Source organism: Angelakisella massiliensis (assembly GCF_900104675.1).
Lineage (GTDB): Bacteria > Bacillota > Clostridia > Oscillospirales > Ruminococcaceae > Angelakisella > Angelakisella massiliensis.
In genome coordinates, this window is the sequence record NZ_LT629945.1 from 1,628,505 (window position 1) to 1,644,745 (window position 16,241).

Sequence of the window (16,241 nt, forward strand, 5' to 3'; positions counted from 1 at the left end):
TCATGCGGGATTATGAGGCTGAATTTGAAAAAAGAATCGCCTTTATCCGCTCTGTGTTGGAGCAAAGCGGATGTGGAGGTATCGTTTACGGCAACAGCGGCGGCAAGGATTCTGCTTTGGTGGGCATTCTCTGCAAAGCCGCCTGTGACAACACAGTGGGCTTGATTTTACCCTGCACCACCAAACGGAATTATGATGAGGACGCGGCAGACGCCGAAGAAGTGGCTCGGCGGTACCACATCGAAACCCGCACGGTGGACCTGACGCCGGTGAAGGAAGCGGAGCGGAAAGCCCTGGATGGGGTGACCGTTCTCAACGAGGGGGCGCTTGGCAACCTGGCTCCCCGGATACGGATGCTCACCCTTTACGCCGTGGCCGCCTCGGAGAATCGTCTGGTAGCCGGTACAGGCAACCGGAGCGAGGCCTATGTGGGGTATTTCACCAAATGGGGCGATGGAGCCTGCGATTTTAATCCCATTGCGGACCTGACCGTTACCGAGATTTATGAATTTCTCCGGTATCTGGACGCTCCCCGGCGGGTACAGGAAAAAGCCCCATCAGCGGCCCTCTTTGACGGACAGACCGACGAGGGGGAGATGGGGGTAACCTATAAGGCGCTGGACGCTTTTCTCAGGGGCGAGGAGCTGCCGGACGGTCAAAGGCAGCGGGTAGAGCAGCTGCACCGGAAGAGTGAGCACAAGCGTCAGGGCGTTATTTGCTATGGAAAAACAGAATAAACGGTAAAAGGGTAGCAATGAAAAACAGCAGTGTGCAGGCCGTCTGTAAGGGGCCACGCACTGCTGTTTTTTGTGGTAGGGAAGGGGAGAAGGGGCATATTTTCTGAAAGCGAAGGCACCGGGATGCTTTCAAACGCCTTCAAAGAGCGCAGCCCATTTGTTTAAAATGGAAAGCGAGAGGACAGCCACGACGTTGTTCCTTAGGGGATGAGAGTGAGCATCTCCCTTCCCGGGCAGGAAAAAAGAGGGATATCCGGTGCATCGGGGCACCATAGACAGGGAAGGGCTATTCAATCACTCTGATGGTGTTTCCGCGTGCGTCTGTAATTTCAGTGGGGACCAGTTCCACTGTGATGGGGACGCTGGATAATGGGTACACACCGGCATGGGAACGGAGGATGGCCCGCAGCTCATCCAAAGCCTGGGAAGGCAGCCGCAGCACCAGAGTATCATTCTCCATGGCAGCGGCGAATTCACCTGGCTGGAAGAAGACAGAAGCGTCCTCTCCCTGAAGATACAGATCACGTCCTTTGCCTACTCTGGCCTGGAGCATATTGAGCAAAGTCTGAATATGGCCGGCTCCAAAACGCAGCGTTACTGTTCCGGCACTGAGCTTTGCGCCGATTTCGTCCATGTACAGAAAACCGGTGGAGGAGCCGTCTTTTTCCACCCCCTGCTGCCATAGGCTGCGGAAAGAGGGGGATTCCATCAAAGATCCTCTGGCCAGATCTGCAATACAAAGGGGGATCTTCTCCTCCATCGCCCTGAGAAACTTTTCCCCATTCCAGCACATCAGCGCTTCCATCTCATCATGGGTGATGCCTACCGCCTGCAGAAAGATCATATGTCCATTGGGGGTATCAAGCTCTCCCAGCTCCGGATCTGTCCGGAAGGCAAGGGCGGTAAGCTGAGTGTCGCTTTCCAGAGCGATGGGGCCGTTGGCGTTCATATGATGTCCCGGACCAAAAACATTTCCGCTGGAAAATACATACCGGGCCAGGTTTTGCAGCAGGTTCACCGGCCAGACAGGAGGCTCTTCCTCCCCCTCCCTTTTCAGGCGAAAGGTCAACTCAAAACCATAGCCGCTTTCCTTAGGATCATCACTTTCCTTTTGGTACAGCTCGGTAAAGCCATAGGTGACATAATGCCAATGAGGGATGCCCCGCTCGCTTTTCCAGACCTCCACGCCATCCAGGGGATCATTGCCGCCCAGGAAAGCGGGAATGACAGTGCCATAGTAAAATCCCTTCTGTCCGGGGTAAAGCTGTCCCATGGCATGGGCGATGGCATCGAATCCTGCTTGGTTCAGTTCAGTTTCGTTACTCATTTTTTCCTCCTTGTTGTCAGGGAATAATTCGAATCAAAAATGCCGGATTCTGCCGGACGATCTCCTCAGGCAGTTTTGGGGGATTGACCATCAGATGCCAGACCCAGTTGGTTTCAGAGGTGGGTCAGCGCTTTCTCAAATATGTCTGACAGCCGCTTTTGCTCCATAACCTCTACCCTTGGCAAAATTCCGTCAAGAGTTCAGCGGATTGACCTCCGTTCCTCCAATGGAACCCGCATTTTCATCCTCCTCAAAAACCGAGTCAAAAATCCTCTTGGTTTCATCGCTCATTTTTCTTACAAAGCCGGATAAAGACATCACCGTCAGTTCACCTTTCTCATTGGTCCGCAGCGGCTTTTGCCTGGATTTGGTAGGACCAAATAAAAGCTGCGGAATCAGGTGCGGGGGAATGGGACGCGGCGCAATAGTGGAACCGTGATTGCCGCTGGCTGCTGTCTGGGTGCAGCAATTAAACGGCTCCTGATGGCAGAGGTGCGGGACCGGATTGCGAATATGTTCAATCCGAATTCCGGCAGGCAGATCCTCCTTTTTCTTTACTGCGCCTGATGCCATACTATACATTACAACATCTTCGCCGCGAAAGGGGCGACACTCCAGGGCAACCCCTTCAGGGATCAAAGCGCCGCTATAATCTCCGGTCTCCCGCAGAAGATAGTCAAATCCGGTCTCCACCCGCTCTACCGGCAACCGGGCCAAGACGATCAATGTTCCCCCGGATAATGTTACGGGATAAATCACATCTCCAACTTTTACCTTGGCGATGGAGGGCATTTTGGTGTGAACGCTGCCCAACACCACTTTGATTGGTCCGTAATCTCCGGCCTTTTTCAGCTTTCTCAGCTGTTCCTGAGGCCAGTATGTTATATAGCCTGCCATATGCGTTTCTCCTTAAAAATCCAGTAAAATCGGTGTCTGGTTTTGTTCCGCAAACCGCATCGCCTGCCAGAACATGGAAAAGGCGAACTTGGCCAATGATTGCGTATCATACTGGGTGTGCTCTTTGATATCAGCTTTGCTGATTTCTCCGCTTGCTGGGATAATGCCGTCTGTAGGATAGCCCTCCGTCTCGCTCCAGCGCAGGACGGTGTCCTCATCCGCCTGCCATGCCAATTGATTCAGCCATTCCAGCTCTTTGCGCAGGCCGCCTGTGGTGCTGAAAGTGGCCGGATTATTGTTGGGCATGGACCCCTGGAACATGATGGCATCTGACAGCGGCAGCCACCAGGTCGCGCCCCGGAACAAGGACCAAGTCCTCTCCGGATCCTCCGCCAGGCGTGCTACTGTGGGATGGGCAAAAAAATCCCAGTCTTTTTCCACAGTGGGCGGTACCGGTTCCCCATACACATGGCAGGCGGCTACCAGCAGCATGGCGCCGAAGGCGTCCCAATCCGGTTTGTCGGTGTAATAGGGGCGTTCGTTGTCCTCCGGCCAGGGGGTATAGGGTGTCTGTCTCGGCTGGCAAATGGCAGCCAGCACCTGATCCCGCCAGCTCTCCACCGCCGTCTGGATCTCTGCTGGGTTCATTTCCTCCTCTTCCACGGATTCTCCGTTTGGGGTGATTTTTTGGAAGGAGTAGCCGTTTGCCTCCGCCCATTGCTGAACAACCGTCTTCCAGTTGTGGGAATAGTATCGGGTCAGTGTTCCCGCATAAATATCAAGTCCCATAATGATGCCTCCTTTTTGCTTTATTAAAGCCATTTCAGGGTACAGTCGTGCCTGGAATTATCCGCATCCAAACTGATTTCCGTAATGGTGTCCACGGTCTCTTTGCTGGGATCATGGACGCTTTTTTCATAGGCCGGCCATTTATATGGATGAGCTGGCCGTATTTATGCCCACCAAAACCGCCCTGGAGGATATCATTGAAGGTGTTCAGGTTCCCGCCGATCTTCCGGTCCTAACCCAAGGTGAACACCCGCTCCAGCTCTTTACAGAAACCTTCCATACTGGAAAAGCGGCGGCCGCTGGTGGTGAGAGCCTCTCTCGTTGATTCCCTGTCTCCTTCAAAGTATTCCGCAAGGGAGCTTCTCTTCCTCATAACAGGCAATCAGCTTGTCCAGCCATTGGTCTGAGCAGTCCAGACGTCTGCTGTCCGCGATCAAACCAAAGTCATCAGAGATGTATCCAGCCAACTCATCATCCTCTGATTTTTCATAGACTGTAAGATATGCTTTCTCTTCAATTTCTTTGGTATCATCAACAACGTTTCCCGTTTTCAGTGCTTCAACGGCTTGATAAACCCGCATCCATTCTCCATCAAAAGGGTCATTGTCCCGCTGTTCCAGAAAATCATCTATGTCCAATTCTTCAAAATTGATTCTGCTCAGATGATCCAGCAGTTCCAACATCTGTTTCTCTATCACAAATTTCACCTCTCATTTCCACTGAAAGTGTTCTTTCAGATGGTGCTCCTGTATGATTCGATCTTCCGGTTTTTATATCAGCATCCATATCCTCCGCCTGGGCGGGGATGGCCTTCTGCCGGTGACAGTGCCCATAACAGATATGCGTCGCCCAGAAACAGCAATGTTCATGACTGTATGACCCAACTGTGGTGATATCATCGGAGGTACAGACAGCGGGGCCTGTTCCACCAATTGGGCGGCAGGCTCGTGGGAGATACCTGCCAGTTCCACCATCAGGTATTTAAGCAGCTCACAAAAGCGGTACGGGCTGAAGATAACTGTTCCTTCCCCGTCCTGCAGGACGATTCTTCCCGGAGGCTATTGCTCATTTGCTGAGTAAAATATTTTTGGTTCCTCCTGAGCAATGACATCCACAATGTGATTTTGTGTGTATATCCCGTAGTGTTTCCAGGGCGCTGGATAAAAGGAGCCGTCTTGTAGTTGCTGTGCATCGGTTACAGTGGACAGGTAGTCCAAAAAACGAGATTTTTCAAATTGTATTAGATATGTTCCGGTCCCTTTTTCTGACTCATCAAAAGAACAGTAGGACTCATTTCTGATTTGATAGATGATGTAGTTCTCAAATACAATATCAAATTTTTGGGACGTGTCAGGGACAATTGGCCTACACTGCGTGAGAATTTGGTCCATAATGGGATTTCCGCAAGAATTGCCGGTGTGGGGATTTTCGTCCACCACTGCGCTCAAAATGGTGATATGAAGTTCATTCTCAGCCCCTTCTTTCAGTTCTGCAAGAAAAGGCATCTGACCTGCTTGTGACAGAATATGATCAGCTTGTGTAAAATAAATGGATTTCTGCATATGCTTTTCCTTACGGGCGAACTGCTTTGATTGCCAGCTGCCCCCATAGCTCAAAATTGAGTTTTGAAATAAAGGTTTCAATTTTGAGCGTTTCCACTTTATCGACAGTATCGGTATTTTTGAAAAATGTTCGATACTTTTTGTGTCGTCGTACTTTTCCGCTTTATCTTGAACTGCGCTTTTTCCGGGCCAAAAGATGATGTCCCATAGTCCATTCCTCTGTTTCAGAGGGCACAGGAATAGATGCTCATGGCCCCATAATCGGTGTGCAGCACAAGAGCGCTCCCCGTAAAGGCGAAATTCACCTGCCGCACCACAAAGGGATCATCGATGGTGGCCAGCAGCTGGCCGCTGCCAAAATCCCACAGCTCTATGGGAGAGCTGCCACGATCCTGCTGAACGGCCATGAGATTGCCTCTTGTCCGCACGATGCAGGTATCTGAAAAGTTCAGTCCCTGTGGGACGGCAAAGGGGAAGGGATTGGCTGTTTCCTCTCCGGTCTGGGTCAGATAGAATTTCCCGCCAACGGAGAAGCACTGATCATCCGGGGAGAAGAAGGGATGCCAGCCCTCATTGGGAATCACTACTTTTTGGGCAGACTTGAGATCGACCAGCACATACTCCCCCTCAGTGACACGGTAGACCGCTTTGCTCTGCCGGGGGGAGAGCATCCCGAAGCAGTAATAGGCAAAATTCGGGTCTTTTGACTTCCTGCATTTTACCGTTTCCTGCCACACCTCTGTACCTCGCCCAAAGTCAAAGACGACGATCTCCTCGCCCGTGTACCACAGGGCCAGGTCGCCGCTCTGGTCCAGCATGGTTCTCATGCTGTTTTTCTTGTTGGCAAAGGGGGTGATCTCATGGGTACGGAGGGAGAACTGCTCCAAAAGATAGCCGTTGTTCAGCAGCAGGGCATCATTGGGGCAGAGGACCTGCTCATAGGTCATCCGCTTGGCACCCAGAGAAAACGTTTCCAGGACCTCCCCATTGCTGCTAAAGTGATAGAGGATCTCGTCCTCAAAATCTCCGGCTACCCTCGTCAGGAAGAAGTCACTCCTGGAGGGAGAGGATGCCAGAGGCATAAAGCTGTTACTGTCCTTTCCAACAAACCGGTGGCACCGAGCTTCTCCAACAGTGGCATCTGGATTCTGATAGACAAATCCTTTCCTCATCTGGCCCATCATGGCGCTGGCTGCCTTGATTTTGACCTGAAAGGCGGAGTCGCACAGGATTTCCTTGATCTTCCCGCCGCTCAGGCAGGTTCGGATGGTATGGCCGTCTATTTCAATCCGCCACTGTTTGTTTGTGGTGGGGTTGAGAAAGGTTTTTTCCATGGGCGCAGGCACCTCCTCAATCAAAATCCATCCAGAGCAGGTGCTTTCCGCAGTGGAGGCACTGGAACAGATAGCATTGCAGATGTCCGCCATTGACGGATTGGCGGATCATTTCCTTCTGCTCCTCATCCCACATGGGGTCATCCAGCACATCCTCCAGCACACCCAGGGCCCGCAGTTCTTTGGCACCCACATAGCCCAGAAAGGCGCAGTAGTCGCCGCAGTGGGCGCGCCAGTATTCCTGCTGCCAGCCCGAGTAACCGGGAGTTCGGTGGATGAGCTCATCCAGCTTCTCCGGATCGTCCACACCATCGTCCAATGAGTATTCATCCTGAAATTCGCCATCAAATTTTCGGGCCGCTTCACCGCTGGCGATGCACGACGGGCACAAATAATCCATGTCTTTTTCAGAGAAGAATGGACCTTTGTAATAGAAAATGTGGGTTGTCTTGCCGCAGCAGTCGCAGACAACACCATCTGCGGATTCCTTAAAAGCACCGGTTTCCACAGGGTTCGGGTGATACCGGAAGAAGGGCAGGCCCAGCTGGACCCAGCGCTCCTGCTCTTTCTGCTTTTCCTCCGGTGTTTCAGGCTTGGGCAGGGCATAATCATTGCCCCAGTGTTCGGCATATTCTTTCAAAACCCCCAGCCGCTTGAGAGTTTTTTTATCGGAGTGATTTCCAATTTGGCAGAGCAGCTCGTAGGCGTCCTTCTTAAAATCCAGCAGATCATATACATCCACCAGTACATCTTTGGCCTGTTTATCCCCGCTCTGTTCCAGTTCCACCTTAAAAGCGTAGAGGGCACGGACGCTGTCCGGATTTCCTTGTGTCTGGCAAAATTGCTTTTGGAGCTCAATGTATCGTTTTAAGTATTCATTCATGAACACATCCTCTTCATCAATCCCACCAGAAGTACCATACAGTGGACTGCCGCAGCACATCGGCCAGAGCGCCCACCGTGGCATCATCCGGATCCTGATCCACCACATCCGGACAGAAACCATACTGCTGCGCGGCTGCCTCCATAGCTTTCTCTTCCGGGACGGGGGCCGGGAGCAGGAACTCCAGCTCATCGTGGCTCATGGCGGCAGGCGCCGCGCTGTACTGTTCGAACCAGTATTTGGCCGCCGCCATCAGCTCAGGAGTATCAGGACACTCGTTCCAGTTTCCGAAAGGCAGCCAGGCGAAAATCTCCCAAGGGTCCTTCACCGGGATTTTTGCCAGAATGAGGGGATAGGTCATGCTGCTATCGGAATCCCAGTAGCTGGAAAAACGGTCATTGTCATAGCCGCCCTTCATTTCACCCAGGATTTCCTCGTCCCAGTCCATATCGTCATCCTCGGCATCTTCCTTGCGCTGGTCAATGAGCTCCTCCAGAACGGCTTTTCCATCCTTGACAGGGGCAGACAGCATCTTCTTCCGATATTCGGCCACCTTGTCCGGGTCAAAGGTATAGTCATCCTCGCCGTCGCTGTCCGGGTCGGAATTCATCACCAGGCACTCCCACAGGGTTTCGTCATCCGCCCTGATGAGTACCGGCACAAAGCCTTCCTGAATACTGTCCCGCTTGGCATAGCTGTAAGCCGCCATGATGGGATCATCATCCTTCATGGAAGGGAAATAGGTGCATTCACAGTCCAGATACTCCATCAAAGCCCTGGCCAGTTCCGAAGGCTCCAGCGTGTCCTCATCAAAGTCCTGCCCCTGCCAGTTGATAAAACGTTTTTCGATCACCTCTGCCATGGCCTGATAGTAGTCCTCGTCAAAGGGGATGAACAGGTAGGCTTCATCCTGGATCTCATCGGAGTAGTTGCGCTCCTGACCGATGACGCTGATGGCATAGTTGTCAATATCGCTGGGGAAATAGGGACTGTCCGGTTCTCCATAGTAGTAGGAGGCAAAGGCCCGGCCTTTCTGGTTGAACAGAGGTCCCACCAGCTGGCCGTCCAGCTCATCCCGGAGAAAGACCCGAAGATCCACACCGGCAGGATCGGACTTGACCTTCTGTACCACTTGGCCGTATTCCGCCAGAAATTCTTCTCCCATCAGGTCGTGCTCCATGCACCAGCGCAGATAGATGGCCATGTGATTGTAGGCGCTGATTTCCTCCACCGGAAGGTCTTTTTCCTCAATGGTTTCCAGATGCCAGGCCGCGTCGTCCATTTCCACAATATAATCCTCTTCACCGCCTGCCAGAGTGCCCATGGTGATGGCGTTGGGGCGGGCAGTGTCTGTAACGAAACTGATGCCTTCCATTTTGTCCAGCAAGGCGTCCGTGCCATGCTTCATCTTATACTCCAATTCCTCCCGGTAAAGGGGGAGCACCTGATAGAAGTTGACCTCCTCGCCGCTTGGCAGGGTACAGACCTCGCTGCCATCTTCGGCGTCCTGGGGACTGATCAGAATGGCGGCGCACAGCTTTGTGTCCTTTGCAAAGTCCTCCTCATTGTCCATGGTATGGCCGAAGCCCAGCCAGGTATCGCTGGCAATGGGCAGGCGGGCCAGGGTTTTCAGCAGACGGATGGGCCAGTACCACCGCTCCTTCTTCAGCTCTTCCTTTTTCAGCTTCCAGTCCTTCGGCAGGGCGATGGTCAGTTCCGCCCGCTCCAGCTTGTACTCCGCCAGTTCTGCCGGCACATTCATCCGGTGGGCGCCCATGCCCATTGTGACCAGAGTATAGTAGTCCCGATCCCCGGAGGGCGGCACCACGCAGATATCCACATGGATGTCCGGGGAAGACAGCTCATGGAACACATTCTCAAACTTGCCGAAGTACTGCTGGATGTGCCCTTCGATGACCTCCATCTCCTCCTGGGTGTAAACCTCGGAAACACCGGATTGTTCATTCTGGGGTTCCTCACCATCCGGGCCGTCCTCACTGTCATCACCCGGATCGCCGTCCGATGATGTCCAGGAGATTTTCAGGGTCATCTGCTCCTCCGGCAGGCCGACGCCGGGGCTGCGGGTGATGGTGTGCTTATCGTCTGCGGCAAAGCCGATAGTCTCGCCATCGTGGAGCTCCACATCGTTCTCCAGCACATAGGATACCAGGCTGGCCAAAAAGTCCCGCAGATCGCCGGGATTGGCATCGGCGCCCAACACCTCCATTTCATCTTTGCCAAATGAATCCATACCGTAGGTGTAGCCGTTCATGCCGTTCTCATCCCGCCACAGGCCGAACCAGATCCAGTTGAAGATAGGCAGCTCGTCCTCCTTCATCATATCGGCAAAGCCCTCATAGAAACGGGGCTCAAACACCACGCCGCTGGTATAGATGCCGGTGGCATAGTTCTGCCGGCAGCAGGCGGCCGCCAACTTTGTGAAGAGCTTGCCCTTCTCCAGCAGATCTTCCTCTTTGCCCAGCACCGCCACCATCAGGTGGGCGCGGTGTTCCCTGGCAATTTTGACCGCATCCTCCCACATATAGTTGTTTTCGGCATTGGCCTCCGCCTCGCCGCCTGGGATGGGGCAGGTCACCAGACTGACAGCGGCGATCATGTCGCCCACTTCAAACACCAGGGCATCGTCGCTCTTGTCCTCGCTTGCGTCATATTCATCCACGGTGATATCCCATTTTTCCTTCATGTCCCGGATGAACTGCTCCTTGTCCCACTTGCCCTTGGACAGCAGAACAAAACCGGTGAAAACGCCCCTGTGGTCCGTGTCATTCTCGTCCTCGTCCTCTGCCTCGGCCCGCTTTTCGATCTCCTCCTGACACGCCTGGATTACCGCTTGGGCGTCCTCGTCCTCCGGGTCCAGTTCCGCCCACCGCTGGGCGTAAGGGATGGCTTTTTCCTCCTGGCCGTGGAGATACTGATAGGCATAAGCCATCCGCATATTCCACTGGGCCTTGTCCTGACCTTCCTCCCGGACGGCCTCCAGCGCCTCAATGGCCCGCAGCAGGGCCTTGTCTCCCTTATAGTTGGGGGTGCCTTCCTGATGGTCGCCCAGGATGGCGTAGTTTTCCAGCGCCCGTGCCATGGCGTAGGCAATGCGGTAGTCCCGCCAATCCTCAGGGATGGCATTCAACGCCTGAATACAGCGGATGTACTCGTCCTCATCGTTCCACTGCTCGATCTGTGCGAAGAAGTCTTCCTCATTCTGTGGGGTGTAAGGGATATAGTCCATGCCTGTCAATGTTTCGTCCAGTTCGTCCTCCTGTTCATCGGCATCCTCAGGGTCCGGGTTATTGTTCTGGGGATTTTTCAGACTCACAGAGGCAGCCTCCCGACGGAAGGTGTGGAAACTGGCCCAGGGCATATCGCTGTCCTCAAAGAATTTCTTGGCCATCTGGAGCGCTGTGCGGATGTCCCAGGCGATAAAGTCCACATAGCCGCAGTAGAGGCCGGTGGCTCCGCCGGTGAGGGTGAGCACTTCCGGGCCGTCCCCGGTGGTGAACAATTCCTCCAGTTTGTCCCGGAAGTCGAAGATTTTTTCCGTTCCTTCCTCCTCCCGCAGGGTATCCAGGGGATAGCAGAAGAAGCCCCCCACCGCGCCGTCGGCATGGAGATCGTCCATAAAGTCGTTGTCGGCGTTCAGGTAACCGTTAATGAGCGGTACGCAGTTGGTGGAACCGGCAATCACATCCAGCCGCCAGTCGGCATCCGGGTCCTCATTGGGCTCCATTTTGTAGCCAGTGTAGGTTTCCAGATACGCCTCCGGGTCAGTGGAGAGCTCCAGCCCCTTTTCCCGCAGCTTGTCTGGCAGCTGAGACATGAGGACGGCCGGTTCTCCTTTGGGGGCCTTCAGTACATCAAAGCTGTCTATGTACCGCATATGAGGGATTTCCCCCAGCACCTGATCGGTGAGGGTGGTGAGCATCCACCAGACCCAGCTTTCCGCCTCCTGGAGCATGGGCAGCAGCTTTTCACAGTAGACGGAGATGGCAAAACGTTTTTCGTCCTGCTGTTCCAGCCAGACCTGTACATCATCGCCGGAGACATCCCACCCATCATAGGCACGAAGGCCGATGTTTTGGCTGGGCTGGCGGCCCACCAGGATGTTCCAGTGCTCCAGCACCTCCTTGGGAGCCTGCTTCTGGAAGTAGACCAGTTCAAACAGTTTGACCTTGTCGCTCTCTGGGGTAAGGATCAGCTCATACTTTTCGCCGTTAAAACCCATCTCAAAAGAGATGTCATCAAAAGCCAGGCGCAGAATCGCCTCGCACTGCTTAATCAGTTCCTCCCCCCGCTCATGTTTTTTGTCCTCATCCATGATGGTACGCAGCTGGACCTCCTGGGCGGTAAAAGTCTTCCATGCCGATTCTGTCCGCTCCCGGAAACACGCCGAGAACTGCGGCAGAGAAATGCCCTTCTTGCACCAGTCGATCAGTTCCTCAATGTCCTGACGGGTGTTGAGCTTGGGATCATCACCGGGATGCAGTTCCAGAGCTTTTTCAAAATACCGCAGAGCGCGGCCCTCCTGATCCAGATAATAATAGGCATACCCCATGCGGAAATTCCAGGAATAAGTGTCTCCCAGTGCCTCCTCATGGGACTGCATCAGTTCCAGTGCCTTTCGCAGCAGCTTTCTGCATTGCGGATTTCCAGGGTTCCCTAAATTATTATAGGCCCGGGCCAGTTCCATATCGATTTCCGGGGTATGCTCCTGGGCGGGGATGGCTTCCAGCGCGTCAACGATCTTCTGGTGTTCGTCCTTCTCATGCCATTTCTGGCACTGCTTCAAAATATCCATATCCTGGTCCTCCTCATCCTGTTCCGGTTTCCAGTCTTTGATTTGCTGAAACTCGCCGTTCTCATCCCGCTCGAAGGCGCAGGGAGCGGGCGTATGCAGCAGCGGAATGATGTCGGGATCGTCATTGCAGATTGTGTTCAGCTTGTAAAGCCCGGCATTGCTGGGGTCGTCCATGTACTCGTCGCTCTCATCGCCGGCGGTGAAGCGCCAGCCGCTGTCCCAGTCGCCGTCCGGCTCCTCCCGGTAGCAGTGGCCCACCTTGCATCCCTCCACCGTGATGCGGTTGGTGGCGATGCAGCCGTCGGCTTTCTCCCAGTCGGTCAGCAGATTTTTCATGTCTTCTGCCTTCACATGGTAGTTCCGGCTGCGGCCGGCGGCCTCGTACAGTTCCTTCCGCAGGGCCCCCACATCCCGAGCCATCTCCTGGATCTCCTCGTCATCCATCATTTCATAGAGATCATAGGACAGGGGATTCTGGGCGAAATCCGCCAGGGCTTTGTTCATGGCGCTGTGTTCCTCTGCCGTGGCGGTGATGCGGATACGGCGGGAGGGAGTGTTGTACTCGTCCAGATCGTGGAGGTTCACACTGCCGCTGACGCTGCACTCCAGGAGGATGGCGGCCAGATCGGTGATTACATCAATGGCAAAATGAAAATCCATCTCCACGCCGTCCGAATGGGTGAATTCCAGATACTCCACCGTTTGACGGAAGTCCCAGTTCTGTTTGTCCAGCCCGATTTTGGCAAAAATCTCATTGAGAGGGATCTCCTCTTTCTTCTGGTCCTCCAAAAAGGCCACAAGGTTCAGGCTGTCATCCGAGCCTCCGATGTAGTTGCCCCAGTATTTGCTGATATACATCATTTACGCCTCCTGTTCCGAAACCGCCCTGTGATGGGCCGGTGTGAATATGCCGACTGTTTCTGATGGAATTTTCCGCTGTTATTGTCAGAAAGGAAATCGGCTTGCGACAGATTCTGCCTCCGTACGATTTCCTCTCCCATCAGTTCAACGAACTCTGAAATCTATCGCCGAATGTTCCCATACATATTTCCTGAAAGTATGCTTGCGTTTTTCCTTGTCACTCCTCACTTTCTGCGAGAATTTGTATCTTTCTTTGTTTTCAGAAATAGCTGAACCAAAAAAGAAAACCCATGATCTTTAATATAGCGTACATTATGTCCCATAAAAATCCCTGTTTGGACTGTGCCGCCTCCATTTTTATGAGCGGAATTGTCCCGCATCCATTGATAAGATCAGGCCGCGGTTCGCCAGCAGCTCCTCCAGCTTTTGGGCCAGCGCTTCCACAATGGCGTGACAGGGATTTTCGTATCCCACAACCTCCAGCTGCTGCAGTTCCACGCAGTGGAGCGTTCCATAAAAGCTCAGCATAAAGTCCGTCAGTTGGCTGATCATTCGATAGCCATCCATATTGTCCGCATCTGTCTGTCCCTCTTTGGCGGTCATCAGCCCAATGATTCCCACCGCTACGGTGAAGGCTCCGCAGCAGGACTGCTCGGTTTGCATTCCCAGTCCCATAACAGAGAACATCTTCCGGGCTTCCTCTGACAGATTCAGCTGATAATACTCATTGCAGGCCATGAACATCGCCTCGGCGCAGGTCAGGCTTGTGCCGATGTGATAGCTGTTTACCAACTCATATAATTTCATGCTTTTCATACACTACTCCAATCACATGGCCGACAGACTTCTCCTGGCAGACTGCCGCCGTATTTTTCGCTGGGCGTCACACAGGTTTTTACCGGATCAGTTCCCAAAGGGATCATCTGTAAAAACGACAGAAATTCCTATGTGTAGGCAGGTGTATTCTAAGTTCATCATCTCTGCCGCTGCTCAGAAGACAAAAAATGCCCTGCGGCGCACTGTCACTTGGACAGGATGCCGCAAGGCGTGAAAAGGCCGCAAAAGGGGACCCCCCACCTGTCTGGGATGAGGGTTCCCCGGTGACCGCTCTTACTTTTTGATCTGGAGGGCAGTTGGAAAAATGCTGCCCGGAGCCGCTGTTCATCAAGATCATACCTCTTTGCCGCCCATGGAAACAAAAATTTCCCGGGAGGTTTCTGGTCTTATGCCGATGATCCTACGCTGCGCAGTGCCACGCTCAAAAAGAGGAGCACTGCAACAACCTGTTTTGTTTCCAGGCGCTTTCCCCTTGGCTGAAGGTGGGAAAAGATCCTGCCGGCGCAGCGTGATACCACAGAGATTACTTTTGTACAGATATGTTTGTTTTTAAGGCAAGTATAGCATACTGTATTGTAATTTTCCATAGAAACATTTAAATTTTATTGCTTATAAGCCTAAAAAAATACATATGTGCATTTCAACTTTTCTTTGAGGAATAGTATCCTTAAACAAAGAGGTGATGGGATGGCAGCGGAAAAAATCAACATTCTGTTTGGAAAGCATTTGAAAAAAATCCGGGCTCAGAAGGGGCTGAACCAGGATGACGTCGCCGCTATGTGTGGAATCGATCCCACCTCTATCAGCAGGCTGGAAAGGGGAGAAACCAACGCCACGCTGACCACATTGTTCCGGCTGTCAAAGGGCTTGTGCATTCCTATGCGTGATTTGGTGGATGTGGAACAAACCTGTTATACTGAAATGATCGATGATGATTTGATTTTTGAGCTGCGGATGCAGTTGGGGCAGCTGACCGACCAGGAGCAGCAATTTGTGCTGGAGTTTATTCAGCGCTTTGTTCAGCTTAAAAGCCGCTCATAGCGTGTGGCGGAAATTCTTTTGCGCCTTATTTGCGGGGGTTATTTTCCCCAGCTTTTGCAGTAAACAAATATAGAAGGGGTCTGTCATACGGAATGTACGGCAGACCCCTTCTGTTTTGATTTAGTGCTGGATGAAGTTATATCCCCGAATATGTGAAATCCAGCAGAACTTCCCATGGGCTCCTGTTATAATTTGCGTCAAAAGGCGGGAGTGCTGTTATGAAGCTGTGCCCCTGAAGAGGAGCGTTCTTCTGGGGGCAGGTATTTTACGCAGAGGTTGTTTTGATTGCCAGCTGTCAGAAAGCTGCTGAGGGCTTTGGGGAAATCTAACAGTCAAAGACAGCGCCAGGGTATCGGTGACGATTTTGGGGCCTGTCCCGCTCAAAGAAGGATTTTTCCGTCCACTGAAATGGTGATGACCTGCCAGGGAATCAGTTTGCCGCTGGCCTTCAGGGCTTTTTTTACAGCCGCTTCCAGACCACCGCAGCAGGGAACCTCCATACGCACTACCGACACGCTTTGGATGTTGTTGTTTTGGAGAATTTGGGTCAGTTTTTCGCTATAGTCTACGCTGTCCAGCTTGGGACAGCCGATCAGGGTAATTCTGCCTCTCATCATTTCCTGGTGAAGATTGGCGTAAGCGTAAGCGGTACAGTCTGCCGCGATCAGCAGATCTGCTCCGTTAAAATAGGGAGCGTTTACCGGAACCAGCTTGATCTGGCAGGGCCATTGTCCCAGCTGCGAGCTGCCGGAAGGGACAGCAGCAGGGGCGGGGGCGGGAGCAGTCTCCTGGTGATGGAGCAGCATAGAGCGGCTCCCGGGACAGCCGGAATGGCCGCCGCTTTGTTTCTGCCGCTCCAGTACCGCCTGCTGATCGTAAGCCGCAGCTTCCCGCTCCACAAATGTAATGGCTCCAGTGGGGCAGGCGGGCAGACAATCTCCCAAACCATCGCAATAGTCATCCCGCAGCAGCTTTGCCTTGCCATCCACCATACCGATGGCGCCTTCATGGCAGGCCTGGGCACAAGCGCCGCATCCGTTGCATTTATCCTCGTTAATATGAATGATTCTGCGTATCATATAATTGAACCTCCTTGTTTTCTTGACTGTAGTATAATACAATAGAAAATGAAAATATGTGGTTATAACCACAAAAAGGGG

Annotated in this window: 13 protein-coding genes; 3 read left to right on the forward strand and 10 right to left on the reverse strand. The window is 53.0% G+C overall.

The window, feature by feature from the left end; translation table 11 throughout:
* Positions 1–2: 2 nt before the first annotated feature.
* A complete protein-coding gene (nadE, locus tag BQ5383_RS13070; protein WP_071432636.1) occupies positions 3–737 on the forward strand; it encodes an NAD(+) synthase in 735 nt (244 codons plus the stop codon).
* 286 nt (positions 738–1,023) lie between these two features.
* On the opposite strand, the gene BQ5383_RS13075 is transcribed toward nadE, so the two are convergent.
* From BQ5383_RS13075 to BQ5383_RS13085, 3 genes are all read right to left on the reverse strand, one after another.
* A complete protein-coding gene (locus tag BQ5383_RS13075) occupies positions 1,024–2,064 on the reverse strand; it encodes a suppressor of fused domain protein (RefSeq protein ID WP_071432637.1) in 1,041 nt (346 codons plus the stop codon).
* A 192-nt stretch (positions 2,065–2,256) separates the two neighbouring features.
* Complete coding sequence (locus BQ5383_RS13080) at positions 2,257–2,961, reverse strand: hypothetical protein (RefSeq protein ID WP_071432639.1); 705 nt, start codon at positions 2,959–2,961, stop codon at positions 2,257–2,259.
* Positions 2,962–2,973: 12 nt separating this feature from the next.
* Positions 2,974–3,750, reverse strand: a complete 777-nt coding sequence (locus BQ5383_RS13085; RefSeq protein ID WP_071432642.1) for a hypothetical protein — start codon at positions 3,748–3,750, stop codon at positions 2,974–2,976.
* 145 nt (positions 3,751–3,895) lie between these two features.
* On the opposite strand from BQ5383_RS13085, the gene BQ5383_RS21355 reads away from it, so the two are divergent.
* Complete coding sequence (locus tag BQ5383_RS21355; protein WP_071432643.1) at positions 3,896–4,075, forward strand: hypothetical protein; 180 nt, start codon at positions 3,896–3,898, stop codon at positions 4,073–4,075.
* Positions 4,076–4,088: 13 nt separating this feature from the next.
* Here the strand turns inward: BQ5383_RS21355 and BQ5383_RS13095 are convergent, their stop codons facing one another.
* The 6 genes from BQ5383_RS13095 to BQ5383_RS13120 all read right to left on the reverse strand — a co-directional run bounded on the left by BQ5383_RS13095 (position 4,089) and on the right by BQ5383_RS13120 (position 14,019).
* On the reverse strand, positions 4,089–4,448 hold the full coding sequence (locus BQ5383_RS13095) for a hypothetical protein (RefSeq protein ID WP_139193432.1): 360 nt from the start codon (positions 4,446–4,448) through the stop codon (positions 4,089–4,091).
* Between the two features lie 360 nt (positions 4,449–4,808).
* Entirely contained in the window at positions 4,809–5,393 is a 585-nt protein-coding gene (locus BQ5383_RS13100; RefSeq protein WP_139193433.1) for a hypothetical protein, read from the reverse strand.
* Between the two features lie 143 nt (positions 5,394–5,536).
* A complete protein-coding gene (locus tag BQ5383_RS13105; RefSeq protein ID WP_071432649.1) occupies positions 5,537–6,646 on the reverse strand; it encodes a hypothetical protein in 1,110 nt (369 codons plus the stop codon).
* Positions 6,647–6,662: 16 nt separating this feature from the next.
* Positions 6,663–7,529 (reverse strand): CbrC family protein, encoded by an 867-nt coding sequence (locus BQ5383_RS13110; RefSeq protein ID WP_071432652.1) that lies wholly within the window; start codon positions 7,527–7,529, stop codon positions 6,663–6,665.
* Between the two features lie 16 nt (positions 7,530–7,545).
* Positions 7,546–13,200: an immunity protein Imm33 domain-containing protein gene (locus BQ5383_RS13115; protein ID WP_071432654.1), complete on the reverse strand. Its 5,655-nt coding sequence runs from the start codon at positions 13,198–13,200 to the stop codon at positions 7,546–7,548.
* A 360-nt stretch (positions 13,201–13,560) separates the two neighbouring features.
* Positions 13,561–14,019, reverse strand: coding sequence for a C-GCAxxG-C-C family protein (locus BQ5383_RS13120; RefSeq protein ID WP_235821984.1), 459 nt, complete (start codon positions 14,017–14,019; stop codon positions 13,561–13,563).
* A 708-nt stretch (positions 14,020–14,727) separates the two neighbouring features.
* Between BQ5383_RS13120 and BQ5383_RS13125 the strand changes: the two genes are divergently transcribed.
* Positions 14,728–15,081 (forward strand): helix-turn-helix domain-containing protein, encoded by a 354-nt coding sequence (locus BQ5383_RS13125; protein WP_071432656.1) that lies wholly within the window; start codon positions 14,728–14,730, stop codon positions 15,079–15,081.
* 380 nt (positions 15,082–15,461) lie between these two features.
* Here BQ5383_RS13125 and BQ5383_RS13130 read toward each other — a convergent pair whose 3' ends face one another.
* A complete protein-coding gene (locus tag BQ5383_RS13130; protein WP_071432658.1) occupies positions 15,462–16,160 on the reverse strand; it encodes an ATP-binding protein in 699 nt (232 codons plus the stop codon).
* Positions 16,161–16,241: the final 81 nt, after the last annotated feature.

Excerpts from the sequence above, each read along its gene's own strand:
- nadE (WP_071432636.1), top strand. The coding sequence starts at position 3 with ATGCGGGATTATGAGGCTGAATTTGAAAAAAGAATCGCCTTTATCCGC.
- BQ5383_RS13075 (WP_071432637.1), bottom strand. The coding sequence starts at position 2,064 with ATGAGTAACGAAACTGAACTGAACCAAGCAGGATTCGATGCCATCGCC.
- BQ5383_RS13080 (WP_071432639.1), bottom strand. The coding sequence starts at position 2,961 with ATGGCAGGCTATATAACATACTGGCCTCAGGAACAGCTGAGAAAGCTG.
- BQ5383_RS13085 (WP_071432642.1), bottom strand. The coding sequence starts at position 3,750 with ATGGGACTTGATATTTATGCGGGAACACTGACCCGATACTATTCCCAC.
- BQ5383_RS21355 (WP_071432643.1), top strand. The coding sequence starts at position 3,896 with ATGGATGAGCTGGCCGTATTTATGCCCACCAAAACCGCCCTGGAGGAT.
- BQ5383_RS13105 (WP_071432649.1), bottom strand. The coding sequence starts at position 6,646 with ATGGAAAAAACCTTTCTCAACCCCACCACAAACAAACAGTGGCGGATT.
- BQ5383_RS13110 (WP_071432652.1), bottom strand. The coding sequence starts at position 7,529 with ATGAATGAATACTTAAAACGATACATTGAGCTCCAAAAGCAATTTTGC.
- BQ5383_RS13115 (WP_071432654.1), bottom strand. The coding sequence starts at position 13,200 with ATGTATATCAGCAAATACTGGGGCAACTACATCGGAGGCTCGGATGAC.
- BQ5383_RS13120 (WP_235821984.1), bottom strand. The coding sequence starts at position 14,019 with ATGAAAAGCATGAAATTATATGAGTTGGTAAACAGCTATCACATCGGC.
- BQ5383_RS13125 (WP_071432656.1), top strand. The coding sequence starts at position 14,728 with ATGGCAGCGGAAAAAATCAACATTCTGTTTGGAAAGCATTTGAAAAAA.
- BQ5383_RS13130 (WP_071432658.1), bottom strand. The coding sequence starts at position 16,160 with ATGATACGCAGAATCATTCATATTAACGAGGATAAATGCAACGGATGC.